General features: G+C 48.7%; 21 protein-coding genes, 1 CRISPR repeat array and 1 other annotated feature. Of the genes, 4 read left to right on the forward strand and 17 right to left on the reverse strand.

Annotated features, from left to right (window positions below):
• Positions 1–9 precede the first annotated feature (9 nt).
• The 6 genes from O6R05_RS07900 to O6R05_RS07925 all read right to left on the reverse strand — a co-directional run bounded on the left by O6R05_RS07900 (position 10) and on the right by O6R05_RS07925 (position 7,038).
• Entirely contained in the window at positions 10–1,194 is a 1,185-nt protein-coding gene (locus tag O6R05_RS07900) for a M20 family metallopeptidase (RefSeq protein WP_271191445.1), read from the reverse strand.
• Positions 1,195–1,232: 38 nt separating this feature from the next.
• Positions 1,233–1,465, reverse strand: a binding site (T-box leader).
• A gap of 217 nt (positions 1,466–1,682) precedes the next feature.
• On the reverse strand, positions 1,683–2,927 hold the full coding sequence (locus O6R05_RS07905) for an alkaline phosphatase family protein (protein ID WP_271191446.1): 1,245 nt from the start codon (positions 2,925–2,927) through the stop codon (positions 1,683–1,685).
• Between the two features lie 8 nt (positions 2,928–2,935).
• Positions 2,936–3,754: a carbohydrate ABC transporter permease gene (locus O6R05_RS07910; RefSeq protein ID WP_271191447.1), complete on the reverse strand. Its 819-nt coding sequence runs from the start codon at positions 3,752–3,754 to the stop codon at positions 2,936–2,938.
• 8 nt (positions 3,755–3,762) lie between these two features.
• On the reverse strand, positions 3,763–4,632 hold the full coding sequence (locus O6R05_RS07915) for a carbohydrate ABC transporter permease (RefSeq protein WP_271191448.1): 870 nt from the start codon (positions 4,630–4,632) through the stop codon (positions 3,763–3,765).
• Complete coding sequence (locus O6R05_RS07920; RefSeq protein WP_271191449.1) at positions 4,616–5,695, reverse strand: ABC transporter ATP-binding protein; 1,080 nt, start codon at positions 5,693–5,695, stop codon at positions 4,616–4,618. Before O6R05_RS07920 ends, O6R05_RS07915 begins: the two co-directional genes overlap by 17 nt.
• A gap of 44 nt (positions 5,696–5,739) precedes the next feature.
• A complete protein-coding gene (locus O6R05_RS07925) occupies positions 5,740–7,038 on the reverse strand; it encodes an ABC transporter substrate-binding protein (protein ID WP_271191450.1) in 1,299 nt (432 codons plus the stop codon).
• Positions 7,039–7,334: 296 nt separating this feature from the next.
• Here O6R05_RS07925 and O6R05_RS07930 point away from each other — a divergent pair, with 296 nt between their 5' ends.
• Positions 7,335–8,702: a sodium/glutamate symporter gene (locus O6R05_RS07930; protein ID WP_271191451.1), complete on the forward strand. Its 1,368-nt coding sequence runs from the start codon at positions 7,335–7,337 to the stop codon at positions 8,700–8,702.
• 12 nt (positions 8,703–8,714) lie between these two features.
• Positions 8,715–10,118, forward strand: coding sequence for an amidohydrolase (locus tag O6R05_RS07935; RefSeq protein WP_271191452.1), 1,404 nt, complete (start codon positions 8,715–8,717; stop codon positions 10,116–10,118).
• 494 nt (positions 10,119–10,612) lie between these two features.
• Positions 10,613–12,738: direct repeats of the CRISPR family, unit length 33 nt; unit sequence ATTTCAACTCACACGCCCCGTGTGGGGCGTGAC.
• A gap of 237 nt (positions 12,739–12,975) precedes the next feature.
• Here O6R05_RS07935 and cas2 read toward each other — a convergent pair.
• From cas2 to cas3, 7 genes are read right to left on the reverse strand one after another with little or no spacing between them, the layout of a single operon-like run.
• Positions 12,976–13,266, reverse strand: coding sequence for a CRISPR-associated endonuclease Cas2 (gene cas2, locus O6R05_RS07940; RefSeq protein WP_271191453.1), 291 nt, complete (start codon positions 13,264–13,266; stop codon positions 12,976–12,978).
• 2 nt (positions 13,267–13,268) lie between these two features.
• Positions 13,269–14,291: a CRISPR-associated endonuclease Cas1 gene (cas1, locus tag O6R05_RS07945; RefSeq protein ID WP_271191454.1), complete on the reverse strand. Its 1,023-nt coding sequence runs from the start codon at positions 14,289–14,291 to the stop codon at positions 13,269–13,271.
• Positions 14,288–14,944: a CRISPR-associated protein Cas4 gene (locus tag O6R05_RS07950; protein ID WP_271191455.1), complete on the reverse strand. Its 657-nt coding sequence runs from the start codon at positions 14,942–14,944 to the stop codon at positions 14,288–14,290. Before O6R05_RS07950 ends, cas1 begins: the two co-directional genes overlap by 4 nt.
• Before the next feature lie 9 nt (positions 14,945–14,953).
• Positions 14,954–15,817 (reverse strand): type I-C CRISPR-associated protein Cas7/Csd2, encoded by an 864-nt coding sequence (gene cas7c / locus O6R05_RS07955; protein ID WP_271191456.1) that lies wholly within the window; start codon positions 15,815–15,817, stop codon positions 14,954–14,956.
• Positions 15,818–15,840: 23 nt separating this feature from the next.
• Complete coding sequence (gene cas8c, locus O6R05_RS07960) at positions 15,841–17,667, reverse strand: type I-C CRISPR-associated protein Cas8c/Csd1 (protein ID WP_271191457.1); 1,827 nt, start codon at positions 17,665–17,667, stop codon at positions 15,841–15,843.
• Positions 17,655–18,383, reverse strand: a complete 729-nt coding sequence (gene cas5c, locus O6R05_RS07965) for a type I-C CRISPR-associated protein Cas5c (protein ID WP_271191458.1) — start codon at positions 18,381–18,383, stop codon at positions 17,655–17,657. Before cas5c ends, cas8c begins: the two co-directional genes overlap by 13 nt.
• An 11-nt stretch (positions 18,384–18,394) precedes the next feature.
• Positions 18,395–20,590: a CRISPR-associated helicase Cas3' gene (gene cas3, locus O6R05_RS07970; protein WP_271191459.1), complete on the reverse strand. Its 2,196-nt coding sequence runs from the start codon at positions 20,588–20,590 to the stop codon at positions 18,395–18,397.
• A 1,234-nt stretch (positions 20,591–21,824) separates the two neighbouring features.
• On the opposite strand from cas3, the gene O6R05_RS07975 reads away from it, so the two are divergent.
• Together O6R05_RS07975 and O6R05_RS07980 are read left to right on the forward strand one after the other, a co-directional pair.
• Positions 21,825–22,247, forward strand: a complete 423-nt coding sequence (locus O6R05_RS07975; protein WP_271191460.1) for a flavodoxin — start codon at positions 21,825–21,827, stop codon at positions 22,245–22,247.
• On the forward strand, positions 22,219–22,809 hold the full coding sequence (locus O6R05_RS07980) for a DUF3793 family protein (RefSeq protein WP_271191461.1): 591 nt from the start codon (positions 22,219–22,221) through the stop codon (positions 22,807–22,809). The genes O6R05_RS07975 and O6R05_RS07980 overlap by 29 nt, the downstream gene beginning before the upstream one ends.
• 33 nt (positions 22,810–22,842) lie before the next feature.
• On the opposite strand, the gene O6R05_RS07985 is transcribed toward O6R05_RS07980, so the two are convergent.
• Genes O6R05_RS07985 through O6R05_RS08000 form a run of 4 tightly spaced genes read right to left on the reverse strand, consistent with a single transcriptional unit; the run spans position 22,843 to position 26,566 of the window.
• A complete protein-coding gene (locus tag O6R05_RS07985) occupies positions 22,843–23,808 on the reverse strand; it encodes an ABC transporter ATP-binding protein (protein ID WP_271191462.1) in 966 nt (321 codons plus the stop codon).
• Positions 23,801–24,784, reverse strand: coding sequence for an ABC transporter ATP-binding protein (locus tag O6R05_RS07990; RefSeq protein WP_271191463.1), 984 nt, complete (start codon positions 24,782–24,784; stop codon positions 23,801–23,803). Before O6R05_RS07990 ends, O6R05_RS07985 begins: the two co-directional genes overlap by 8 nt.
• A complete protein-coding gene (locus tag O6R05_RS07995) occupies positions 24,777–25,619 on the reverse strand; it encodes an ABC transporter permease (protein WP_271191464.1) in 843 nt (280 codons plus the stop codon). The genes O6R05_RS07990 and O6R05_RS07995 overlap by 8 nt, the downstream gene beginning before the upstream one ends.
• Positions 25,616–26,566, reverse strand: coding sequence for an ABC transporter permease (locus O6R05_RS08000; RefSeq protein WP_271191465.1), 951 nt, complete (start codon positions 26,564–26,566; stop codon positions 25,616–25,618). The genes O6R05_RS07995 and O6R05_RS08000 overlap by 4 nt, the downstream gene beginning before the upstream one ends.
• Positions 26,567–26,626 lie beyond the last annotated feature (60 nt).

The raw sequence follows: 26,626 nt of genomic DNA on the forward strand, positions 1-26,626 counted from the left end.
TGACTTCACCTACTGATGTAACACATTCTCATGATGTTGACTTTTAACGGCCTTCAGCTCCTCAGGGTGCTCCGCTAAATGCAGTGCGGTCTTGGCAAGAACTCGCGAGCCGATATCAATGCTTCGAAGTCCGAGCTCACTCTTCGCCGCCTCTCGAAATTCAATGCTGTGGCCTGCCACCGGCACGTCGGAAATACGAATCTGCGGATGCAGTGTCGGCACCACTTGGCTGACATTGCCGGCATCGGTAGAGCCGGCGCCTTTCTTTGGCGTGTCAGGTATCGTCTCCCCATACGTGTTTAAATACGCTTCAAAGAGATCATCAAACCGTGGTGTCGGCACCACATTGTCCACGCTGTTTTGAAAGAGACCGAATTTGTAAGTGGCTCCGGTTTGCAGTGCCGCGCCTTTGACAATATTTTCAAACTTGGTATAGAGCTCATCTAACGCGGGTCGGGATTTGGCTCTCAGGTAAAACCTTGCACTGGCATAATCGGGTACCACATTCGGTGCTTCGCCGCCGTTGGTAATAATCCCGTGAATCCGAACGTCGTCGGTGACGTGCTGACGCAACGCATTGACGCCGTTAAACACTTGAATGACACTGTCCAGCGCATTGATGCCTTTTTCCGGTTGTCCGGATGCGTGGGCGCTTTTCCCGAAGAATTCTATATCCACCGGCGCTACAGCCAGGCTCTTACCGGTCCGACCGTTGTCCGACGACGGATGCAGTGCCAACGCAATATCCACATCATCGAAGAACCCTTCACGGACAAAACTACCTTTGGAGCTACCGTTTTCGCCGCCTTCTTCCCCCGGCGTCCCATACACCCGAACCTCGCCGCCTACTTCGCCAATATAAGCTTTGTAGGCCACTGCCGCAAGGGCCGAGATACTTCCGAAGAGGTTGTGGCCACAGGCATGTCCGATGCCCTGAAGGGCATCATATTCCGCTAAAAACACCACCACAATGCCGGGCTTTGAACTTTTGTAGCTTGCCGTAAATCCCGTGCGGTGTCCCGCCACATCGGTACGGATTTCAAACCCCTCCGCTTTCAACTGTTGACTTAACGTCTCACAGGCAAAGAATTCATAGTTGCTGACTTCCGGCTTGCCATGTATTTGTAATGCAATGTCTTTATACGTATTAACTTTTTCTTCAACAACCACATCGACTTTTTGATATTCGCTCATCTTTTCCTCCTGTCGGTAAATAAAAAAGCGCCCATCCAATAAAGGATGAGCGCGCTCATGTTACCACCTTAATTCACATTCACCTCACGATGAATGCCTCTGCAAGTACTATCATACTCTGGCGCTGTAACGGGCGCTCCCGAAAGCAGTTAAAATCTTCACCGCTTTGACTCCAAGACCATTTTCACACCCCTGCCACTCCTCCGCTCTCACCAACCACGGATTCTCTGTAAAGCTTTCAGACTGTTACTTTTCTTTTCTTCGTCATTTTGACTATGGACCTACTATAAAGGATTTCAGTTTTCTTGTCCATAGGAAAATTCATCTTTTTTAATCCCCGTCCTCATTTTTCATCGACCATTAATTTTAAACCGTTGAAATCAAGCCGTTTCTCATTGCAATACAGAAAGCTTATTGCCGGCGATACATTTATTTTAAAGACAAAATATTCAGATTTGAAAACGTAACAGGTAAAAATACCAACAATGTTACTTCAGCACATCCATGCCTTCAGTCTCCGCACCTTCAAGACCTAACGCCAACATGGCGTCCACAGTAGGTGCAAATTCAATCAGCGCGGCTTCCTCGATGACTTTTCCCTCTTGAAAGGATGGTCCGAAGAATAGACCCATGGCACCGTAGTCCGCCGTATTGGGATGATACCCGTGATTGCCTCGGTAGTGAGTAGGGTTGGACGCCCCGTCCACATCGCCTTTCGCCGATTGACCGAAGACATACCCGGCTTCGGCTTCCACATAGAGCTTCGCTGTAGGATCGACACGAAGTCCCGGCACGTCCGCTGTGCTGTAAATCGTCTTAATCCCCGCGATATCGGCTTCTCGAAGTTTCATCTCGATCTCTGCTGCCACGTTATCATTCTCGGCATAGAGGGCGGCGGAGCCGTTACCTGAGAAAAAGATAGCCCGGTACGATGCTACCATACCGTCCTCATCGGCTTGAAGATAACCCATGGCCGCAAGCCACGCATTCAAACGAATTTCAGAGTGTGTCGGCAGCTGATTGTGATCCGAAAGAATCATCACATCATAGTCCGTCGTCACCTCATCAATCCCCTGAAACAGCGTCTCGAGACGTTGTCCCACCGTGCAAATCGCCGCATCAACCTCCTTGCCGTACGGTCCAAATTTATGCTTGGCACCGTCAATTTGAACGATGTGCATCAAGGTGATGTCCGGCTTATGAGCTTTAAACGTATGAAGAGCTGCCTTGACGATATAGTCGTCTATTTCGGGCTGCGTTGGAGCGCTGTCAGTGAGGTCAATGGCTTCGGTGAGCTCGTTGACATAGCCTTCACTGGATTTTTCCGTGATAAATTCCAGGTAGGACTCGCCGCTTCGAGGCCAGATCTCCGGCAGATTGTAGTCAATAGGTCCATCGGCACTCACCGGCCAACAGAGGGCGCAGGTGCTCAGCCCTCGGCGATGGGCCGCACGAAAAATGGAGTCGCCCTGAAGGGACGGCTCATCCCAGTACCAGTCCATCGACAGCTTTTCAGGCTGCAGTTTCAAATTGTTCACAATCCCGTGAGTATCCGGATAGCGCCCGGTAACTATGGTGGCGTGGACGGGATAGGTGAGGGTGGGATAAATGGATGTAAATTTTCGTATCCATGTTCCGTGTTCAATGGCTTTCTTAAAAAACGGAATGTCTTTATAGACAGCTTCGTCCGTATCGCCTAAAGCGTCCAGTGAAATGATAAAAAGCGGTCGCATCGTTCCTCCTATTTGATGCCGGTATACACAAAGGCATCGACAATTTTTTTATGAGCTAACAGATAGACTATAATGATAGGCAGTACCAAGATGATGTTACCCGCCATCAGTACATTCCAAGCAATGCCGTTTTGAGATGAGCGAAGCATGGCAACCCCAAGAGGCAGCGTCCGCACAGCATCGTTGGTGGTCATTACAAGCGGCCAGAAATAATTGTTCCATGTGCTGATAAAACTGAATAAGGCTAAGGTCGTGAGGGTGGACTTCGCCTGAGGCAGCATAATATAGCGCAGAATACGCATCTCCGAGGCGTTGTCAAGGCGCGCGGCTTCAATAAGCTCGTTCGGAATTTGCATAAAGCGCTGTCTTAAAAGGAATGTCCCGAAGGCACTCACCCCCATTGGTAGTACCAACGACCAGATGGTATTTAACAGTCCTGTCGAGCTCATCATCAGAAAAATCGGCAAGAAAGTCAGCTGCTCGGGAATCATCATGGTGATGATAATGAGTAAAAAGAGCACGCCCTTGCCTTTAAAGTCATAGCACGCAAAGGCATAGGCGGCAAGTACGGTCGTGGTCATCTGCAAAAGAAGCACCAGTACCGTCACCACTAAGGAGTTCACAAGATAGTGCAAAAAAGGTCCGGAGCGCCAGGCTTCTGCATAATTTTGTACTTGCCACGCTTTAGGGAACAGTTCCGGCGGAAAAGTCAGCGTCTCGCCAAGGCTTTTAAAGGATGTGAGCACCATCCACACAAAGGGTGCGACGAAGATAAGTATGAGCACAGCCAAAAGAGCATATCGCAAGACTTTTTTTACGACTTCCATAATTCCCCCTATTGATAGTAGACCCGTTTGGCCATGGTCTTAAAGTAGATCACGGTGAGCACCGACACAATACCTAAGAGTACCACCCCTGCCGCCGACGCATAGCCGATTTTAAAGAATTTAAACCCGTACTCGTAGATAAAGTAGACGAAGGTGTTGGTTGCGTTGGCCGGTCCCCCCTGCGTCATAATGGCAATTGTCTCAAAAACTTTAAAGCAGGCGATAAGACTCGTGATCCCGGTAAAGAAAATCGTCGGTGAGAGCATGGGCAAGGTGATATGAATGAACTTGCGAGCCGGCGACGTGTTATCCATAATGGCCGCTTCATGAATGTATTTCGGAATGGACTGCAAGCCGGCGATAAAGATCAGGGTGTAGTAGCCGATACTTTTCCATACGGAAATAAGTACCAACGAATACAGCGCCACGTTGGGATCTGTGATCCACGCTACTTCCTTCAGCCCGAAGAGATGTAAGACATAATTGAGCAGACCGTAGTCCACATCCATCATCCACATCCACAACATAGAGATTGACACGAGACTGATAATGTAGGGTGAAAAGATGGCGGTCTGCGTCAACGTATAAATTTTTTCGTTTTTATTCAGCGCCACGGCAAGCAGCAGCGACAGCGTCTGAGTGAGACCTACAGTGAGGACGGTGTAAATCACCGTGTTGACAACAACTTGACGGAATCGAGCGTCGGCAAAGAGCGTTTTAAAGTTCTCCAGAGCCACAAAGTTCATCGTGGGGGTGACAAAGTTCCAGTCGAAGAGCGACAGATAGACCATATAGGCAATGGGAAACACGAAAAAGCACCCGAAGAACACCAGCGACGGCAAGACGAGCAGATAGGGAAAACTACTGTGCTTTGTCATAGCGATCCTCTCTTAGCGTGTTGTGTACCTCCCGCTTGATCACATCGCCGTTGGCATTGAAAAAGACCAAGTTCTCACGAGGAATTTCTACCCACACATTGCCGTTTAAAGTATGCTTCTTGTCGAAACTTTTGACAAATATCAGCTCCCCGGAGCCGCCGCAGAGGCTATAGATAATCTCCGACCCCAAAACTTCCGCAGACTCAATATAGCCGCTGAACTGTACAGCATCCTTGTGGCTGTAGACTTTGGTCAAGTGTGCGCCTTCAGGACGAAATCCCATGTACGCCACATCCGGATCCATTGTCTCAAACAACGGCCCCACTTGATCTATCGTGCGAATATTCATTGGCGGACTGCCTATAAATTGCGCAGAGAAGAGATTCTCCGGAAAATCGTACATCTCTGCCGGTGTCGACTCCTGCATAATCTTGCCTTCGTTCATCAGCACAATTTTCGTGCCCATGCTCATGGCCTCAATTTGGTCATGGGTGACATAGATAAAGGTGGTCTGTAGCTTCTGGTGGAGTTTGATCAGCTCAAGACGCATCTTCACACGAAGCTTGGCGTCTAAATTGGACAGCGGTTCATCAAGAATAAACACGTCCGGCTTTTTAACCATGGCGCGAGCCAGAGCCACACGCTGACGTTGTCCCCCGGAGAGCTCACTGGGCATCCGATCCATATAACCGTCTAAGGATACAATCTCGGAAATTTCTTCAATCAGTGCATTGCGCTTCGCCTTCTCCACTTTGTTGTTAATCAGACCGAATTCAATATTTTGACGCACCGTCATCGTCGGATAGAGTGCATAGTTTTGAAAGACCATTGCGACGCCGCGATCTGCCGCCGATACATCATTGACCAGACGATCATTGATGTAGATGTCACCTTCACTCTGGCGCTCCAACCCTGCAATCATACGCAGTGTGGTGGATTTGCCACAGCCTGAAGGGCCAACCAGGACAGTAAACGATCCGTCTTCAATAGTCAGGTCAATATGTTTAATTGCATACATGTCCTTAAACTGCTTGGACACATTACGAAGTTCAATAGATGCCATGTTTCTCCTCTTTAATAATGATACTGAAAGCTCCGAAGCAGCCCTTATTTCAATATGCTTTTAGCCTGCTCTGCCACGCCGTCAAAAGCTGTCTTGACATCCAAACTCGGATCTTGAACCAGCCTCGTCATTTCCTCCATAAGAATCTGAGATACTTCAGGATAACCCACAGTCATAGGGCGACCGGTGGCATATTCCAATTGATCCACCGCCACTTTAAACTGGGGTGTCTCTTTGTAGAGATTTTGGATGACGTCGGTCTCCAATGCAGAGTAACGCGACGGCAGGTACCCTGTATAGGAGGATGAATAGGCCGTCTGATCCGTATCGGTAAGCCACTTCATAAACGTCCATGCCGCCTGTTGTTTGTCCTCAGAAAGCCCCGCAGTCATCACCACATTGCATCCGCCGGTCGGTACGGCATACTTCACATTTTTCGGCATATACGAGACATCTAAAGTGATTCCCGCTTCTTTTGCCAACTGCAGATTATAGCTCAAATCCGCCGTTGACGCATAGAACATGGCCGCTTTCTTGTTCGCAAAGTCGGCACGCATGGTTTCGGTGGCAGTGTCTCCAAAGACTGCCTTCATCAGGTCACGCTTCGCTAAAGTCTGCCAATACTCGCCGGCTTCCACCCCGGACGCTTCATTAAACGTCGGGGTGATGCCGTCGTCTCCCAACATGCTGCCGCCTGCCTGAGACACCATCCCTTCAAAAGTCCAGTTGTACATATTGGTCGTAAATCCGTATTGATCCCCAGTGCGAAGGGCTTCACAGTACTGTGTAAATTCGTCCCACGTTCTCGGACCGGCCGGATCCAGACCTGCAGCTTTTAACATGTCCACATTTTTGTAGAGAATCGGCGTGGAACGCAGATACGGCAAGCCGTACAATTTACCGTCCACATAGGCATTGTCCATGAGGCCTGTGTTGAAATCCTCCAAACGCAAACTGTCATCGACAAAGGCCGATAGATCCTGCGTCATACCGCCTTTGGCAAAAATGCCCATAGATGCAATTTCATTTTCCGTCACTTCCGGCGCGTCTCCGGCGGCAAAGGCCGCTTGGGTCTTGGCATGAAGCTCATCATATGTTCCTTGATATGCCGCTTCGACGACAATCTTGTCTTGAGATTCATTGAACTTTTTAACTAAGGCTTCATTACTTTCGCCGATTTTATCTTTCCATGCGTACCAAAAATGGATGTGGATCTTGCCGTCATCGCTCTGAGCTTCCGCGGCATTACTCTCAGGGGCAGGCTGTTTTGCCGGCGCCGGTGCACTGCACCCGACAGTCAACATCAACAGGGCAATAAGTCCGCTTAACATCATCTTTTTCATAAGTCCTCCTCCGTTTTTTGACTATAGAGCCAGTATAATTTATCCGTATATAGCGACGATGACTTTAGCGTAAAATTTACTTTGATTTTCACCGTAATCAGTAAAGAATTTTAGCTTCGCTAGACTACACCGGCCTCCGTCGGTTGTTTGTTCACCGATAAGCGCATCCCAAAACCGTTGCCGCTCACCTCATGTTATAAAATCTTTGCATCTTCCGACACGGTTTTGTACATTGGCTCGTAAAAATCTATGTTATAATGGTTTTGATAATTTATTGTGAAAAAGGAGGAAAGTTTATGACAAGTGCTTTACTGACTGATGCATTAAAAAGTTTAGGGGTGTTGAGTATTTTCTTGCTGCTCGGTTTTTTCCTGCGTGCAAAAGTGCCCTTCTTCCAAAAGACCTTCTTGCCTGCCAGCGTCATTGGAGGATTTATTCTTCTGCTGCTGGGGCCTATTGTCTTCAATGTACTGCCTATTCCTGAAGACTGGGTGTCCTTCTGGTCACTGCTGCCGGGCATACTGATCGTGCCTGTAGTCACTGCAACGCCGCTGGGTCTTGGTAGCAGTAACGCCGGTGGTCAAAAGAGCGCTATCAAACCGATTCTGCCGCTGCTCTTTATCATGATCGCCGCCTACTATGCGCAGTACGCACTGGGATTTATCACAAACTACGTCTTTCAAGGTTCTTATGATCTCTATGAAACTTTTGGCTGGGAGCTGCCGATCGGCTATACCGGCGGTCACGGTACTGCCGCCATCTTAGGTCAGATGCTTCAGGAAGCCAACCTGCCATACTGGGAGACGGCACAAGGCGTTGCCATCACTACCGCCACCTTCGGTATCGTCGGCGGGATCCTGATCGGTATGGTGCTCATCAATTGGGCGGCTCGTAAAGGTTACACCGCCGTGTTGGATAAGCCGGGGGACATTCCGCGCACCACAGCCGTCGGCTATGACACCGACATCACATCCCACCCGAGTGCCGGTCGTGAAACCACGTCCAGTTCATCATTAGATACCGTGGCTTTCCACGCTGCCATCATCTTTGTAGGCTGTTCTATCGCCTATGCCATCCTGAGTATGACCAAGTCACTGCACATTCCGGGCCTTGACAATATTTCCGTGTGGGCGTACGGCATCATCGTAATGTTCATCCTCAACAGTCTGATCAATAAAATGGGCCTCAGCTTTTTAATCGATGCTAAAATCAAAGGCAAGATTACCGGTCCGTTTACGGAATTTGCCGTCATCGCCGCCATTGCCTCCCTGCCGGTGGAAGCGGTAATGAGCTATCTCATTCCGATTCTCTTTATGTGCCTGTTGGGTTATGTGGTCACCGTGGGCTTGCTTCTGTTGCTATGCAAAAAGTTTCTCCGTGATGCCTGGTTCGAAACCATGGTGGCAACCCTCGGCATGAGTACCGGTGTCTTCCTCACAGGATTGTTACTCCTTCGCATTTGCGATCCCGAATTTGAAACCCCGGCGCTGAACAACTATTCCATCGCCTTTTCCATCCTGAGCGCCATTACCTTTGCCATGATGCCGGTGATGTTGAATGTAAACTTATCTTTCGGCTTGTCCACAGCTCTCATGTTCACCCTCGGTCTGACCGTGTTCGGTCTGGTCGGCGCATGGATCAGCGCAAAAATTGTCAAAGCTTAAAGGAGGTCTATTGTGACTTATAACAACGAACTCATTCAAACAGCCTTTAACATCTGGGACTTCGCGGAAATTAAATTTGAAGAATTTCAGTCATCAAAAGCCCTTCAAACCTTACTGGAAAGCCACGGCTTTACCGTCCAAAGCGGTCTCGCCGGTATCCCGACAGCCTTTAAAGCCACCTACGGCACAGGACAAGTGAAGATCGGCTATCTGGGAGAATTCGACGCCCTCTCCGGCCTCAGCCAAAAGAGCGGTATCGCTACTGAAGAGAAAAGGGACGACGCTCACAACGGCCATGGCTGCGGTCACCATATGCTGGGCACGGCTGCCGCCGGTGCCGCCCTCATGCTCAAAGATCACATCGACAAGCATCAGCTGGACGCACAAGTCATCTTCTTTGGCTGTCCCGGTGAAGAAGGAGGTAGCGGCAAAGCCTTCATGGCCAATGCCGGTGTGTTTGACAATCTGGACGTGGCTCTGTCCTGGCATCCTTATGTGGTCAACGCCGTATGGTCCGGGTCATCCCTTGCAAATATTCAGGTCTTTGTCCGCTTTCATGGCAAAAGCACCCACGCCGCCAGCGCACCGCACCTGGGTCGCAGTGCCTTGGACGGTTTGGAGCTTCTCAACGTAGGCGTCAACTTCTTGCGCGAGCACATCGAAGAGGCAGACCGCATCCACTATGCCATCACCGACACCGGCGGCATTTCACCGAATGTGGTGCAAAACTATGCCGAAGGGATCTACCTGATCCGCTCAACCACCAGCGAAAAGGCCGACGCCCTCTACGCCCGTTTTCAAAAAATTGTAGAAGGTGCGGGACTCATGACAGAGACCACGCCGGAAATTATCTTTGATAAATCGGCATCGGAACTCATCCCGAATCAAACATTGGAACGCGTCCTCTACGAGGCCTTTAAACTATGCGGACCGCCTGAATTCACGCCGGAGGATATCCGACACGCCAAACAGTTCGCCGATCACGCTACCGAAGAGGACATCCGCTCCGATCCAACCTTCGGCATGACCTCAAACCCTGAAAAACTCTATAATAACTTAAAAGACAAAGCCCTCTGCGACTTCATACTGGACTATGAACCGAGCAGCTTCGTCATGCCCGGCTCCACCGACGTGGGCAACGTCTCTCGCGTCGTGCCCACCAGTCAGATTACAGTGGGCAACTACGCCGTCGGTACCGCCGCACACTCGTGGCAGGAAGTCGCACAAGGCAAGTACGACTATGCCATGAAAGCTATGCTGAAAGCTTCAGAAGTCCTCACCCAAGCAGGCGCCATGCTTTTAGCCGATCCGCAGCTGATCAGCGACGCCAAAGCTGAATTTCAAACTCGGATGAAGGACAAAAACAAATATACGATGCCAAAAGGCACCATGCCGTTAGTATTACGACAGGACTAATCGAATACACTTTATGCCGTCAATACTATCATCGCATGACACAAGAAACCCCCGGTTAAACCGGGGGTTTTCTATTCTTGGTTTTACACGCTACGTACCGTTCAACTCACACGCCCCTTTCGGGGCGCGACGTTAACAAATTTTCATTAATATGTATTTCAACTCACACACCCCGTATAAGGTGCGACATAATAATAACTATACTAATACTAACTATGATATATTTCAACTCTCATGCCCTGTGTGGGACGTGACTGGCCTCGGTGAGGTTGGCTCGCGCCTTGCGCATATTTAAACTCACACGCCCCGTGTGGGGCGTGACAACGGGGAGGTGATAAAAATGGATGAAAATAAAAAAGTTGATACAGCCCTAAAAGTTATTGATGTTTTGGCGAACATCATAACTATTATAATAGGAATATACCAACTCGCAAATATTTTCGGCGTGCATTAAGCCGCTGCCGTTGCTTTTATTATATCAACAACGAGAGGAAATTTCAACTCACACGCCCTGTGTGGGGCGTGACGAGCGTTCCATGCATATTCAAAATCGTTTCAACATGATTTCAACTCACACGCCCCGTGTGGGGCGTGACTTTCACAATCACCACATCGCCGCACGCAAAACATTTCAACTCACACGCCCCGTGTGGGGCGTGACTTTTACCCGGACGCTAGATAGTCAAAAACCGTACAAAATTTCAACTCACACGCCCCGTGTGGGGCGTGACGCTCTAAACAGAAACCTAAGCCGGGGCCTAAGTAATTTCAACTCACACGCCCCGTGTGGGGCGTGACAGTTTGTCCCCGTCATTGGCAAGCCGTCGGTACAATTTCAACTCACACGCCCCGTGTGGGGCGTGACGTGCAACGTGCGTGCAACGCGTGCACGGATTTTTAATTTCAACTCACACGCCCCGTGTGGGGCGTGACATCATTTTTATGGTCAACTATACAGCTTGCCGTAATTTCAACTCACACGCCCCGTGTGGGGCGTGACGAAAGCGTGTCATAGGAGCTTGCATACCGTAGATATTTCAACTCACACGCCCCGTGTGGGGCGTGACGAGACGGAGTACAAGATACCGAAACGCCTTGAGATTTCAACTCACACGCCCCGTATGGGGCGTGACCGTATCGCCACGTTCCAATCCTTGCCTGACGATAATTTCAACTCACACGCCCCGTATGGGGCGTGACCATAACTATTATAATAGGAATATACCAACTTATAATTTCAACTCACACGCCCCGTATGGGGCGTGACTTGCACTGGTGCTAATGGAGATGGAGTCAGCGCTTATTTCAACTCACACGCCCCGTGTGGGGCGTGACGCCTCATCTTCCAGGTCTTTTATCCAGTCGATTATTTCAACTCACACGCCCCGTGTGGGGCGTGACGGTATGGCGACGCGCTAATAAGTAATACATTTCTATTTCAACTCACACGCCCCGTGTGGGGCGTGACGACACACTCCTAGTTATCCTCAAAAAATACGAAGATTTCAACTCACACGCCCCGTGTGGGGCGTGACCTTCCGGAAATGACACACGGAATCATCATAGAAATAAATTTCAACTCACACGCCCCGTGTGGGGCGTGACGATTTATTATGATCCACAACGCATCGTCTTATGCATTTCAACTCACACGCCCCGTGTGGGGCGTGACCAATATACAGTGTAAAATTATTTGAATCTAATTCTAATTTCAACTCACACGCCCCGTGTGGGGCGTGACTTGAACCGCAACTGGTCGCAGATTTATTTAACAATTTCAACTCACACGCCCCGTGTGGGGCGTGACGCGACATTTGATTTTTCAGCTTCAAATCCTTTTTTATTTCAACTCACACGCCCCGTGTGGGGCGTGACTGGCGACACCATAGATATCACTGCCGCCGATGGCGTAGATTTCAACTCACACGCCCCGTGTGGGGCGTGACTTGTTTATGCGTTCCCCACGCTCCTCTATTTTAGATTTCAACTCACACGCCCCGTGTGGGGCGTGACAAATGAACCTGCGGTCGCTGACACTGCCGTCAAGGATTTCAACTCACACGCCCCGTGTGGGGCGTGACGTTGTTGGCGTTTATGCTGACGAAGGAATAACCGCATTTCAACTCACACGCCCCGTGTGGGGCGTGACTTCATTCTCTAAACATAGGGTAATTAAAAATAACAATTTCAACTCACACGCCCCGTGTGGGGCGTGACATCTGTATAGGTTAATGATATTAAATACTTTTCTATTTCAACTCACACGCCCCGTGTGGGGCGTGACCACGTTACGCCAGAAATGACGGCCAATTATGATAATTTCAACTCACACGCCCCGTGTGGGGCGTGACCGCCTGCTTCTTTTAGCCTTGTTTCGTATTGACTATTTCAACTCACACGCCCCGTGTGGGGCGTGACCATCTTGGGCGACAGCTAAACGAATATTTACATAATTTCAACTCACACGCCCCGTGTGGGGCGTGACGCCAAGTTTCTGAAATTCCTGTCCATATATTTGAAATTTCAACTCACACGCCCCGTGTGGGGCGTGACCTTCTTTTTTCGCTTCTTCTTCAATCTCTTTTACATTTCAACTCACACGCCCCGTGTGGGGCGTGACAGCTACATTTCGTAGTCGAATTTTCTCACACCACCACATCTTGAGGCGGACATTATTCATCTTTTTTCTTCTTTCACTTTCTTAACTTTTAAAACATGTTTCTTTACTTTGCCTCGGCGAAGGTGACGGCCTTTTTGCATCACATCCCCTTCCCCGACAGATGTGACGTCAGAAAATCTTACAACTATGCCGACTGAACCGGTCAGGGAAATACCGGATAAACAACCTCCCACATGACTAAAAAATCAGCGGCCCTTCCATGTCCATGCCGGGTTTGGCACCTATATGTTCCACGCGATGCTTCCAGTTGTTGCCCAGATAGTAAAATCGAAGGCTGTCTTTTTCTTTATCCATAATGGCTAGGAGTCGGCTTTTCATTTTTAAAAATGTACCATAATCCAAATTGGCTTCAAACACAGAGTTTTGTACTCGCTGTGCATGATTCTGACACTCCTTGGCGATACATCGCAGCCGCCGCTGCCCGTCTTTATCTCCTGTAGCGACGTCGTAGCTGATAAGTACCATCATGGTCAATTTCCTTTCTGTAAGTAATTCGGATACTGTGTCAATTCGCCACGAACATATTTGGCAAGCAGATTACTTTGCACATAGGGCAAGAGCCCCAGCGGTATGGTTTCATTGAGGTAGTCATGCTTAATGGTGGTACGTTTTTTCTCTTGCCATTTGGCAAGGACTTTGCGCCGCCCTTTATCATTTAAATATACCGCTCCGGTGACGAATTGCTCAAAGTCCTCCATCCCTACTATTTTCAAATTGATGAGAGTGAGAACGAACCGCTCGATAATACACCGTGCTTCTTCCATTAAATCACACGCCAGGGAATTCCGACCGCTTCTCAGGGCATGCATATAGCCGATGTAGCTGTCGAGACCCACGGTTTCAAGCCCCGCGGCAAACTCGGCAGTAAAGATGGTATACATAAAAGACAACATCGCATTGACCGGATCGGTTGGCGGACGTTTCGTACGAAAACTGAACTGAAACTCTCGATTTAAGATCAGCTTATTAAAGATACCAAAGTAGGTTTTGGCGGCGTAACCCTCTATCCCAAGGAGCGTTGCCCCATCTGCGGCGTGAAACGCACCGTCGATACTCTCCATGAGAATCGCCACCGCCTGTTGTACTTCCGTATCATCTCGCAGAGCCTCATTGTCATGTTGAGAGCGACGAATGAGCTGTATGGCATTGTGACACTTGGCCACAATGGTGTTGATACTGAGCTCTAAATTATGCGTTTTAAAGACTTCAATTTGTCTTACTCGCAAAAAGACATTGCCCTGCGTCCCGGATGTGACTTTCCCCCAATATTTGCCGTAGGGACTGATGAAGTTGATGGGAATGTTTTGACTGACACACTTGCCCATCAGCGCTGGAGAACATCCGATATAACTGAAGCACACAATGTTTTCTATGTTATCAAAAGGTATCCTGGCCTTGACGTCCCCACCAATGGAGAGAAGGAGCGTCTCGGAGTCCAAACTCAGATAGGCATCCTCTTGGGTGACATAGAGTGTATTTAACATTTTTCTCATCCGTCGGCCTCCTTTATAAGACGGTGGACGCTGTCTTTAAAATCTGACGTTCGACCGCTTGGCATACACATGGCTTTCATGGAACAGCCGGCACAGCGCTGAACCTTTGGAATCGTCGGTATGTCGCCTCGCCTGAGATAGTCGCTCATCTCCGATTTGATTTTTTCAAAAGCCGCCTCATAGTCCGCCGCGTCTTCCCAAGTGACCTCACGACGCTGTTTGGTATCGGCATAATAGACAACGGTCACGGCATCCGTGTGAAAGGTTCCATCTACACAACGCTTTTGCAAGTAGAGCTGCATCATGTCGTCATAACGTATCTGATGGTCTTTCGGTTCAGAGGGCTTATATTCTACAATAGTGAGCTCGTAGGTACCATCCATTCCGGACACGGATACGCCTTTGGGAGATGGGGTCAGTTCCAGACAATCCAAGACGCCGTGTATGGCTGCTTCGTCATTGTATACCGGCACTCCGGTGAGACTTCGACGCCCTCGTAGTGTGTACCCACCCTGAGCATGAACCCGTTCATGAGTGAGATTTGCTTTGGTCACAAAGAGATTTTCTTCCCAGCAGCAGCCTATGGTGATCAATCCCCATCGATGAGGACAATAGAGATAATGTTGAAAGCTGCGAATGGTAAAGTTATCCATTGCTGCAAATTAAAGTTTTTCTATCAAGCTCACGCCCTCAGGCAGATGGGATGCTACCGTGATGTCGTAGTCGGTGAATCTGCGAGGGATTTCGGTTTTCGGTGTAATGGTGATGGTATCAAAGAGGGTGTGAGCGGGAGCATTGCCCAGCACACTGTCATGTTTAAAGATATAGAGTTTGCGCATGCTCATTTTTCCACGTGCGGCACTGTGATCGTGTTCAAAGAGATTGACCAGCGCATCAAAAAGCACTTCCAAATCGTCTTCGGTGAGTCCGACCTTTTGCCCCAGAGCTGCAGAAATGTATCCCTCACCGCGATACAGGGCATACGGAATGATATGCTTTTGTCCCATTTCCGTGTTCTTATTATTGAAGTCTTTAACGGTGGTGATGGCCTGACGGGTAATGGTGAGTTCATCGATGTTAATTGGCGACTGACTCTTCGCAAAATTTAGTTGTACCGGTCCGCGAACAATGCCGCAAGGGTCATCTCCGGTCGACATGACAGCCCCAAATGTACGCACGTCAAAGTATTGTTTACACATCCACTGCCTTGCATCGTCGACAGCGCTTTTTGCTTTATGATCTTTCACTTTCTCACCACGCTGTGTTTCGACAGCTTCGTGAGCTTCTTTGAACTTGTCGTTTAGCGCTCTATCGCTCTTAATTAAAATTTTATACGGTGCCTCATCGCCTTTGACCAGCTCCACATAGTTGCGTATTTTACGTTTTAGACACACATCGGTGATGTAGCCGTACCCGGTTTCCACATCCATCCGAGGCGCATTGCCGGCGTCCGGATCCCCGTTGGGATTGCCATTTTCCACATCAAACAACATTACAAACTCATAGCGATTGTTAATTTCAGTCATGTCCTTCCTCCTTATTAAGCGCCTTAGTTCACATCTTGGTCTTTAGGGTCTGCCTGAGACCGACCGTTCGACTTCTTATATAACTCCTGATTTTGATGATAGTAACCTATCATAAACATCCCTTGTTCATTTAAATTAAGCAGCTTCGGAAAAGCTGTCAAGTCGTCCATAATTTGCGATATCAAGTTTTCATAGTATCGATGCGTGCGCTTGCCGCCTTCTGCACTATCTCGTTTAATCTTTTTTAAGTGATTTTGAGATAAGCGCAACAGCTTTGGAAAGGCGACGGCGGGTTTGGATGATGCTTGAGCAAAGTAGCCGTCTTTAATGGTTCGGTTTAAATCACTTGTGCTGGAGTTGCGCTGAATGAGCTCCAACACGGCAAAAAGCCGTCCACAAAGATACGCGGGCGTTTTGTTTTCAAGATCGAGTGCCACGGATAGTTCCTCCTCTTTCGCTACATTTCTATTAATACAAGCCTTGATCATACCGGCGCGCTGCCATCTGAAGTAGGGGTCAATACGCACACGGTGAATCAGTATTTTTAACATTTTCGCGGGATACGGGGTTCCGGTAATAATGGCTTCTAAGATTTTTGCCGTCATCGCCCCATCCTCTTTTTTTGTGCCGCTGGATTTAGTGGTCTCCTGCCGCTCCAGTTGTTTCATCAACCAGAAAAGCGGCAAAGGTTGATCCCCATTGCCAATAATGTTCACATCATTTTGGTGCTTGGCTATATTAAACATGAGCTTGGCGTATTCAGAGCGATGGATAAATTTTACGGAAATTCTGGTCGCATTGGGCTTAAGCCCTACAATATAGAAAGGGATATCCGGATCAATCGTCCGTGCATCAAGCCGTTCAGCTATGACCGTGGTTGAGCTGACATCCTTCATCAGCTCGGTGAGCTCCATGTTCAGATCCCGGTCATCATCGGCGAAAAACATTGCCTCCGACAGCAGGGTCTCCGGTCTATCGCCCGGACCTTCCGACCAAAATATCAGCGTCGTGTCCCCAAACGCACAGTGATGTGCGGCATCAGACAAAAGATAATTCAACGTCTCTGTGTAAGCTTCCATGGCACGCACACCAATGGATGAGTTGAAGGACTGTGTCAAGCCATAGGACGATTCCGAAGGATTGTTAAACGATACCAAGGTTTGACCGGAAGATTGCCCCCCCTTCATACCTTTAATTTTAGTATGTAATCGCGCGATCTCATCGACCTCCCCCGTAACGGCACATATCCCTTGCACCTGGCTAGTCCCTTTCCCGGCCTTCAACATGGCTTCATATTTTTCGCGAATCAGCGTTTCGTCACTGATAGGCTTTGCCGATGATGCATTTAATATAAATGAAAAACGCTTTAAACTAATGGTTTTACCTAGAGGCAGTAGATGCGGATTGTCCGTCTCCTCTTCCGGACACCAGTTGAGTACAAATTGACGAAATGCATTGATTAAAGGACTGTCCATGCCCTCGATAAATGCCAAGGTAGTCGCTACAAAAGCTTCGTGGGATTTGACTGCCTTATGAGTGCGATCTTCCGGTGTCAATCTACCATCTTCGAAGTTGAGTCCAAAGATATAAAGTGCGCGGTGTTCTAAAATATTAGCGTGAATCCCCGGGATATCATGTCGCTTAGGCATAACCAGTGTCTTCGGAACAGCTTTTTCCTTTTTCCCCACCATCGCCATTTTGGTATGTTCGGTCAATCCCACCATTTTACCGTCGGGGTCTAAAACCACAAGATAGTCGATAGGTACGTTAGCATAACCCGTCTTGGCAAACTTTCCTTCCTCAGCCAAAATGTCATAATAGTTTACCAGTCCCTGAATTAGCATCGACATTCCTCCCTATAGGTCGCCACATCGATGATGCCTCGTTTCATTTGCGGACGATAGAACACCGGCTTAGCGCGATCGGAAAACTCGCGCCGCCCCCAATCGTCTTGTTTTGGTCGGCCGCCGTCTTCAAAGTCCATGCGGTAGAGCATAAAGCCGAGATCCACACACTCTTGATGCCTCAACTCATCACACACGAGATCCTCATCAATACTTTCCACCCATCGGATGACCTTGACAGGAAATTCACTGCAGCCGAGACAAGGCGTCTTAAAGTACTGTCCACCCTTAAGGCGTCGCTCCAAAATAGCAAGGTGTTTGCCCACCCCATCGAGATGGCGCTCTTGTTCGTCACAAATCCCGGTAAGCTCAATATGAAAGCTCACGCCATACTTGACATTCTTAAGTACCATGGCAGCTCGCTGACTGATTTCATCCCCTTCTCGCGTATACAAACTGATGTCCACCTTCGGATCTTTCATCTGTCGCTTCACTTTCTGCAAGGATATCTTATTTTTCACTTCATTGCGCCGCACGTTGATAAACTGAATCGGGTTCATGACAACAATCTTATCGATGACATAGCGCATACTCGGCTTCCAATAGACAGCTTTTAATAAACCTTCCAACGCACCCGGTGTGGGCACATCATAACTCACCCGTTCTACTTTCATCTCCGGACGGGTAAAACAGCCGTAATCCCCTTCAATAATGACATGCATAGTACACCTCCTCAAAAAATATAATCTTCCACATGACTTTCAAACAAAATACCCAACGTCTCATCATAATAGCCTAAATGCGTAAGCACAATCACACCGCTATCTAAAATCTCCACTACTCCTTGCTCGCAGAGGGTCTGAAAGTCCTTTTGACTGACAGTTACTGTCGCATTTTGAAATTGCCGTGCCGAGACGTTCTGCCCGGCTCTAAGCGCATCAATATGTGCCGCTGTCTTTGGATCTTGAGGCACGACAATCGAGACATTTTGATCGTCAATGAGTTTGAATTTTTCGGCATAGGTCTCATAAGGAATGCTCATCAGCGCCGTCGTCGTTTGGTGCATAAAATGTGCCTCAATACTTTCCTGTTGGTCCCTATGGTAGAGCTTATAGTACTCCCGAATCACATTCAAGTCTTGAATATCGCTTCTCTCAGTCATTACCTGCTCTGCAAGGCGCATACGTTGTTTACTGTACACCTCTTCGGCACGTTTAAAAACAACCACCTTGCGTGTCCCATACTTGCCCTCGCGGTTACACCGTCCTCCCGCCTGTAAAATACTATCCAAACCAGAGAGCTCACGATAGACACTTTGAAAATCTAAATCTACCCCGGCCTCAATCAGCGACGTAGACACTACCGTGATCCGCCGCGTCTCAGGCACATACTCAAGTCCCGGATAGTCCCGCTCCAGTTGTGCAAGCCGCTCCCGAATTCTTGCGATAGTAGTCTTTCTGTCTCGAGAGGTCATATACGTGGAGAGATGATAAGTTTCACCCTGTGCCATCTGATACAGTCGCCGCGCGGTCATCTTTTTATTCACGACCACCAGCTGCGACGGTGCCGTCATGCGTGCCAAAAGCGCCTCATCGGAAAGATTGTCTTCAAAGCTGTACGTACACTTACGAAAGGCCTCAAAATCCGACGTATCCTCAATGAGATTCACAATGTCCGTCTCGATCTTTACTGTCTCTCGAAGTAAGGTTTCAAAATCCGGCATCGTCGCCGTAAGAAAGATCGCTTCACTGTGCAGATACTTGGTGAGATACGCAATACCCTGCAAGCACGGCCCCAAAAACGCCATAGGCAGCATATGGACTTCATCAAAGACCAGCACGGCATCCTGCATATTGTGTAATTTTCTAAGCTTGGAACGCTTGTTTCCGTAAAGTGACTCGAAGAACTGAACCACCGTCGTGATAATAAAATCACTGTCCCAATTTTCTGTGGCATCTTTTACGAGCTGGATATCATCTTCAGACAGCGATGCGCCGTGTTTCGTATAGTCATAGGTGGACTGATGCTGCAAAATCTGCCCGACCCCGTCAAAAAGCGCTTCAAACTCCTGTGACGTCTGGTCAATAATAGAATTGAACGGAATGATATAGATAATACGCTTCTTTTTCTTCTTCAGTGCACGCTCCAAGGCAAACTTCACGCTGCACAAGGTCTTGCCGCTGCCGGTGGGCATATTCATTAAATAGATATCGCCGTCCACGTTCACTTTTTCAAAAACCTGAGCTTGAACTTTAGCGCGGGCCTTCTGCAACGGCGTCGTCGGCTGAAAACTCTGAAGCTTCGCATCAATACGCTGTAGACACCCTGTAAAGTCAGACCGCAATCCCCGAACGACACGATGCTCTGCAAAGGTCTTCGTATCTAACGTGTCCGCATCGGTGAGACAGGAAAAGAGATACCGCTCGAAAAAAGCCACCTTATCCACCAATTGACCTTTCGTCGTACAATCCTGTGCTAAAAATGCCATAAAGGCCTTGGGATCAATGCTGCGAAACAGACCGCCCAGCTCCTCTTTATAGGCCATAAAATCTTCTGTCGGCGTATTTCTGCGACCAAAGTACGTGCGAGGATCAGTATCAAATTTGGTACCTATATCACGCAACCCCGTATGATGACACATGATAGCAACATTCATCATCGTTGCCGTCGATTCATCAATATACGGGGTTTTATCCGCGACCGCACCGCATACTGCATGGTCAATCCGTTCCTCGGCACCGCGAATCCGCCGTTGAAAAGTCGGCTGATATTTGCCTAAGTCATGGTATAAACCCATCGCGTAGGCATAATCCTTCAACGGTTCCACAGCAAACGACTCACAGCGCTCAGCCGTATTCACTAAATGCTCTTTGAGCGGTTGTGTGCGACCGTCATAACTATGCCCTAAAAATTCTTGTTCGCTATCCATAGTGCCTCTCCGTCTATCTCAAGTACCATCCAACCTCATATTCCACCATCAAGATAATGGTCTGCACATCATCGCTATGGCAACCCATGAGATGCTCGTCATGCCGTACACACTTGCCATGATAGCTGTCCCATCTCCACCGCGAGTAAAACGTTTTATTGTTTTGATTATAACATACTCCCGTTGAAATAAACGCCCCTTCTTATCGGATTTGTGAAACAGTTGAGTATCGTTGGAAAATTTATGTTTTCGCTGACAAGCTTTGATTCCATATGACTATGTTTCATTTGCTTTTACTGGATACTACTTGGCATAACCTCCTTGTTTATGCTTGAAGTGAAATGCTGCATGCAACCATGAAGTAATGGTGCCTATCTTAGTATACTGGTGCTTATAACGACCTCCTATCTGAAAAAGGATCTGGACTTCATTACAAACCTATCCGTTAAGAGCGATCTGTAAACGACACAATGATGTCGTGTCTCAAGGAAGAACCAGGTTACTTACTGACAGTGGATAAAGCCATAGAATATGCCAAGCATACCGACACTTCTATGGCTTTGAAAAGATTGCATCTTATTTCTCACACCACATCATCCTTAGCAACGAGGGACAACTGAAAATACAAAGGACTTTTAGGAGAGTATTGCCCTGAGAGTCTGATCTTGGTGAGGCTGCAAAAGAATAGCTACAAAGCAAAGTGAATGCACTGCACAAACGACAACTAAGCTTCAGATTCAAAACATTGATGAAGTGTAGTATTCAATCGTATTACATTTAACTTGACCATTCACTCGATTAAAAAAATGAAGCTTTGCCACACAGTTTAGTCTCAAGGACAGTCTCACATAGAAAAGAAGGCAAAATTTTCCGAACCGCTTATTCATTGCCTTCCAACACTGTCATAGTCGTCTTTACACCCTTAAAAAAGTTTGAGAAATTTTTTTCAAAAAAGACTTGTCAAACTTTAAAAGGTAGGTTATACTAACAACATAAATGATAATAGTTATCATTTATGTTGTTGACACGACATTACTTACATACACTGTGACACGGTTCCTCCTGTCACGCAACGGAAAATGTCGACGGATAGGGCATCCTTCTACAAACTACAAACTGATTTCCTGTCAATGAAATTCCCTAAACTAAGTAGCTTCTACTACACCCGCCCAAGTCCGAAGCAGCTTCGTTGAAGTGTCGATTTGGTAATGTCAGAACGATATAGGAGGCGACTATGACTTTTATAGTATATTGGTCCGGAACAGGTAATACGCAAAAGATGGCCGAGGCCATTTACGCATCATTGGATGCTTCAAAGGCGACCCTCGTGGAATTTGAAGCCACTGATGTAGCCACTGTTGCCGCAGCAGATGTCATTGCCTTTGGCTGCCCTGCCATGGGTGATGAGGAATTGGAAGAGAGCGTTGTGCGTCCATTTATGGATGATATCGCACCGCTGCTTAAGGGCAAATCTGTAGGACTCTTCGGGTCCTATCAATGGGCCGACGGTCAGTGGATGGAGACATGGGAAGATGAAGTGCGTTCCCTAGGCGCAACGATCATCGATACCTTGCCTGTCTATGACGAGCCCACAGACAACGATTTAGCCAAGTGCCGGGAGTTCGGCCATGCTCTGGCTCAAAAAGATCCTAGCTGAACAGCGAATTCATTTTTTTGACCATTTAGCCTGCATGGAAGACGCCAACTTCTTAACGGGGTTTCTATCTTATCAGACGGCGCCGACAAAATACTGTAACAAATCCGCAACCCTAGTGAACCTCAACTGGGAGCGTAGAGAGCTTCTGTCCCATTGGTCTCTCCACCGGGACCACATGGAAGCTGAACTGGGCCTTCGAGGTTATCGGATACCCAATCGACCTCTGGTCCTTTTCTACCATCCCTTAAAGCTCATAAAAATTCTCAAAAAACCCTCTATTCAAAAATTCTTAGCCTCACTAGGTTATGGACAGTGCAGCTCACTTGAGGAGTATCTCGCCGTTCTTGGCGCCCACTTTGAACGGGAGCAATGTCCTCATGAAATCGGTATTTTTCTCGGCTATCCTCTGGACGATGTCCGCGCTTACATGGAAGGTGCGGCCTGTACGAAGTGTGTCGGCTATTGGAAGTGCTACAATAAAGCCTGTCTCTCAAAAATGAAATTCTTTGTCTATGATCTCAGTAAGTTCTTTGTCGCAGGACAAGTCCTTGCACAAAATTAACCCGAGGTAAAACCTCGGGTTTTTTGTATGGGTTTATTTATGCAAATGACAAGCCACTTTGTGAGCGCCGCCCACATCGACCATCGTCGGCGCCTCGGCCTCACACATGGTCGTGGCATAAGGACAGCGGGTTCGGAAGCGGCACCCCGAAGGTATATGCATAGGATCCGGCAGCTCACCCTGTAAAGGGACACGCTTTACTTCCCGTGCCAAGATCGGATCCGGGATAGGAATGACACTGAAAAGGGACCGGGTGTAAGGATGCAGAGGATGGTTAAAAAGCACTTCAGTCGGCGCTTCTTCTACAATTTTACCCAAGTACATCACCGCCACGCGATCGGCAATATGCCGTACCATCGCAAGATCATGGGCCACAAAGAGGTAGCTTAACGCACGCTTCGCTTTTAAATCCATAAGCAAATTGATGACCTGAGCCTGAATACTCACGTCTAAAGCTGAAATTGGTTCATCACAGACGATAAACTCCGGATTGGTGGACAGTGCGCGGGCAATACCGATGCGCTGACGCTGACCGCCGGAAAAAGCGCCCGGCCGTCTATGAATGGCATCCTCGCGAAGTCCCACATCCGCTAAGAGGGACAGGACCCGTTCCCGCTTTGCCTCTTTGGAGAGTCGTAGCGGTGCCAATGGCTCTGCAACAATTGCCTCCACCGTCCAGTTGGGATTTAATGCCGAGTAGGGATCCTGATAGATAATCTGCATCTTGCTGTGATACGGCGCCAAATCGTTCCCCTTAAGCGACGTAATATCCGCACCACCATAGCTGATAGTGCCGCCGCTGGGTTCTAAAATCCGCACCAACGTTCGGGACAAGGTGGATTTGCCGCAGCCGGATTCCCCGACAAGACCCAAAGTTTCGCCACGATGAATCGTAATATCCACCTCATCCACCGCCTTTAACACCGACTTGCCGCCAAGAAAAGATTTCTGTTCAAAGTATTTGCTCACATGGTTTGCTGTGATCAACGGTTCATTCATGGTGCTCACCTCTTACAATATGACGATGACAATAGCTGCTATGGCTCGGACTGTGCTGAGTCTTGTCCGGAAACGGTCCCCGGCAGCGCTCCATGTGCACTGTACACCGCTCATAAAACGGACAGCTCGTTCCCAGTTCCCAAAGTGCCGGGGCTGAACCGGGAATAGGCGTGAGACGCGTCTTCTCTGCGTCCACTCGTGCTATAGCGCTAAGGAGCGCTTGCGTATACGGCTGCGTCGCTTCATAGAAGATATCCTCCACGGTGCCCCGTTCCAAGACTCTGCCCCCATACATGACCGCCACCCGATCACACCTTGAGGCAATAACCCCCAAGTCGTGGGTGATAAGAATGATACTGGTGCCTCGCTCCCGTCGAATGGACTCCAGCAGATCCAAAATTTGCGCCTGAATGGTCACATCCAGCGCCGTCGTCGGCTCATCGGCAATAATAATATCCGGCTTTGCTGCAAGGGCCAGCGCAATCATCACCCGTTGGCGCATACCACCTGAAAACTCATGGGGATATTGATCCAACCGCTTGACCGGATCGGGAATCCCTACGTCTTTTAACAGCTCCACCGCTACCTCTTTCGCCGCCTCACCGGAGAGACTTCGGAAACGATGGAGCACTTCGATGACGTGGTAGCCGATAGTTCGAAGGGGATTGAGCGCCGTCATCGGATCTTGAAAGATCATGGCAATCCGTCGTCCCCGAATCGACAGGAAAGCTTTCTCACTCAACGTCGCCAAATCTTTTCCTTCAAACATGATGTGTCCGCCTGTGACGTGTGCCCCTTGGGGTAAAATCCCGAGTACGGATTTCATCAGAAGGCTCTTGCCGCTTCCGGACTCGCCTACCAGACCCAGAATTTCCCCGGAGTGGAGCACCAAGTCCACATTGTTCACGGCGCGAAGCGCTGTCTTACCACGAAAAAAGCTGATAGACACCTGTTGTAATTCCAGTAGCTTAGTCAAGATTGTCCTCCTCACTGCCCCATGCCAGGGTTTTTGCCACATCCCCCAGCTTGTTGAACGAATAGATGGTTAAAAAAATGATCAGACCAGGGATAATCGCCATGTATGGTGCTTGTTGCAAAGTGGCCTGAGCTTGAGTCAACATACTCCCGAGACTGGACATGGGCTGCTGTACACCAAGACCCAGAAAACTGAGAGAACTCTCAGTAAGAATGGCCCCTGCCACCCCTGAGGTCGCCGAGGTAATAATGGTCGGCAAGACCCCGGGCAGCAGGTGCCGTCGTAAAATGGCAAGAGCCGGCGTGTGAATAAACTGAGCGTACTGCACATATTCCCGCTCTTTTAAGGACAATACCTCCGCCCGTACCAGCCGCGCAATGCTCATCCAGCCAAAGATCCCAATGACGATGATGATACTGGAGAGGCCCCGCTTTAAAAAGAGCCCCACCACAGTGACCAGAATAATCCACGGAATAGATGAAAGCACATCAATAAGACGCATGAGCACCTCATCCACCCAGCCGCCGAAATATCCGGAGACGAGACCGACAATCACACCAAGACTCAAGGCGGTCAGCATGGCAAGCACGCCGACAAAAAGGGAGACTCTCGCCCCATAGAGACTGCGGATAAAATAATCCCGACCCAACTCGTCCGTCCCGAACCAGTGCAGCGACGACGGCCCTTCCATCATGTGTTCCAAATCCAAAGCGTTCGGATCCACAGGAAAAAGGGGTGCCAAGAGAGCCAGCGCGGTGAGGACTATAAGAAAAGCCACGGCAAAACAAGCGCCGCGATGGCGCCGCAGAACCCGGAATACATAGCGTAATGTCATTTTGTCCTCCTTATTCTAGGATCTAGGATAAAATAGAGAATATCCGATAAGAGATTGCCGAGGATGACCAGAGAGGCCGATAAAAAGAGAATGATCATCACCACAGGATAATCCATGCCCTGAACCGCCTTCACATAGTACGGCCCTACGCCGGGCCAACCGAAGATACTTTCAGTAATCATCGCCCCGGTAACTAACATCGGCAGTGCCATACCCAGCTGTGTAATGGCCGGCAAAAGCACATTTTTAATAATATGGCGATAGAGGACGGTCTTGTGGGACGCACCGTAAGCTCGCTGTACCAAAACGTAATCCTTTTCTTGCTCCCCGATGGTGGAGGAACGGGTATAACGAATCAAATCCGGCATAAACGCCACGACCAAGGTCAGACACGGCAGGACGTAGTGCGCCAAAAGATCCGCTGTACTGCTTAGACCTACCGTGCGCATACCAAAGACCGGGAACCACCCGATGAGGTAGCCGAACACATAGATAAGCACCATGGCAAACCAAAAGCTGGGTACGCTGAGTCCCAATGTTGCGAAGCCGTCAATAAGGCGATCTGCCAAACTTCCCTTGTTACCCCCGGCATACACCCCGAGGACAAGCGCAAGAACGTAGGCAATGGCGTAAGACGGCAGCACCAACGCCACCGTGTTGGGAAGCCGTGCACCAAGGTCGACTGCAATACTGGAGCGGGAGAGAATGGAATATCCGAAATTTCCCTGCAGCACATTCTGCAGCCATTTTATATACTGTACATAGACTGGATCATTGAGGCCATAAGCGTCCTTGAGCTGAGCAATCGTCTCCGGACGCATATTGGGTGTGGTGATGGCGTCGATGGCGTCATACGGCGCAAGATGCATTAAAAAGAAGCATAACATACTGATACCGAGGAGCATGGGAACGGCCTTTAACAGCCGCTTAACAATATAACGAAACACATTCTCACCTGCTTATCTACTAGAGTTTAAACTATCTTAGTTATTATACCGTAAAGTTAC

This window comes from Peptoniphilus equinus (assembly GCF_027921445.1).
Classification (GTDB): domain Bacteria; phylum Bacillota; class Clostridia; order Tissierellales; family Peptoniphilaceae; genus Peptoniphilus; species Peptoniphilus equinus.

Excerpts from the sequence above, each read along its gene's own strand:
- O6R05_RS07950 (WP_271191455.1), bottom strand. The coding sequence starts at position 14,944 with ATGGATAACTTTACCATTCGCAGCTTTCAACATTATCTCTATTGTCCT.
- O6R05_RS07920 (WP_271191449.1), bottom strand. The coding sequence starts at position 5,695 with ATGGCATCTATTGAACTTCGTAATGTGTCCAAGCAGTTTAAGGACATG.
- cas8c (WP_271191457.1), bottom strand. The coding sequence starts at position 17,667 with ATGTCGATGCTAATTCAGGGACTGGTAAACTATTATGACATTTTGGCT.
- O6R05_RS07915 (WP_271191448.1), bottom strand. The coding sequence starts at position 4,632 with ATGACAAAGCACAGTAGTTTTCCCTATCTGCTCGTCTTGCCGTCGCTG.
- cas7c (WP_271191456.1), bottom strand. The coding sequence starts at position 15,817 with ATGACTGAAATTAACAATCGCTATGAGTTTGTAATGTTGTTTGATGTG.
- O6R05_RS07975 (WP_271191460.1), top strand. The coding sequence starts at position 21,825 with ATGACTTTTATAGTATATTGGTCCGGAACAGGTAATACGCAAAAGATG.
- O6R05_RS07900 (WP_271191445.1), bottom strand. The coding sequence starts at position 1,194 with ATGAGCGAATATCAAAAAGTCGATGTGGTTGTTGAAGAAAAAGTTAAT.
- O6R05_RS07980 (WP_271191461.1), top strand. The coding sequence starts at position 22,219 with ATGCTCTGGCTCAAAAAGATCCTAGCTGAACAGCGAATTCATTTTTTT.
- cas5c (WP_271191458.1), bottom strand. The coding sequence starts at position 18,383 with ATGCATGTCATTATTGAAGGGGATTACGGCTGTTTTACCCGTCCGGAG.
- O6R05_RS07905 (WP_271191446.1), bottom strand. The coding sequence starts at position 2,927 with ATGCGACCGCTTTTTATCATTTCACTGGACGCTTTAGGCGATACGGAC.
- cas3 (WP_271191459.1), bottom strand. The coding sequence starts at position 20,590 with ATGGATAGCGAACAAGAATTTTTAGGGCATAGTTATGACGGTCGCACA.
- O6R05_RS07925 (WP_271191450.1), bottom strand. The coding sequence starts at position 7,038 with ATGAAAAAGATGATGTTAAGCGGACTTATTGCCCTGTTGATGTTGACT.
- cas1 (WP_271191454.1), bottom strand. The coding sequence starts at position 14,291 with ATGAGAAAAATGTTAAATACACTCTATGTCACCCAAGAGGATGCCTAT.
- O6R05_RS07985 (WP_271191462.1), bottom strand. The coding sequence starts at position 23,808 with ATGAATGAACCGTTGATCACAGCAAACCATGTGAGCAAATACTTTGAA.
- cas2 (WP_271191453.1), bottom strand. The coding sequence starts at position 13,266 with ATGATGGTACTTATCAGCTACGACGTCGCTACAGGAGATAAAGACGGG.
- O6R05_RS07995 (WP_271191464.1), bottom strand. The coding sequence starts at position 25,619 with ATGACATTACGCTATGTATTCCGGGTTCTGCGGCGCCATCGCGGCGCT.
- O6R05_RS07930 (WP_271191451.1), top strand. The coding sequence starts at position 7,335 with ATGACAAGTGCTTTACTGACTGATGCATTAAAAAGTTTAGGGGTGTTG.
- O6R05_RS07910 (WP_271191447.1), bottom strand. The coding sequence starts at position 3,754 with ATGGAAGTCGTAAAAAAAGTCTTGCGATATGCTCTTTTGGCTGTGCTC.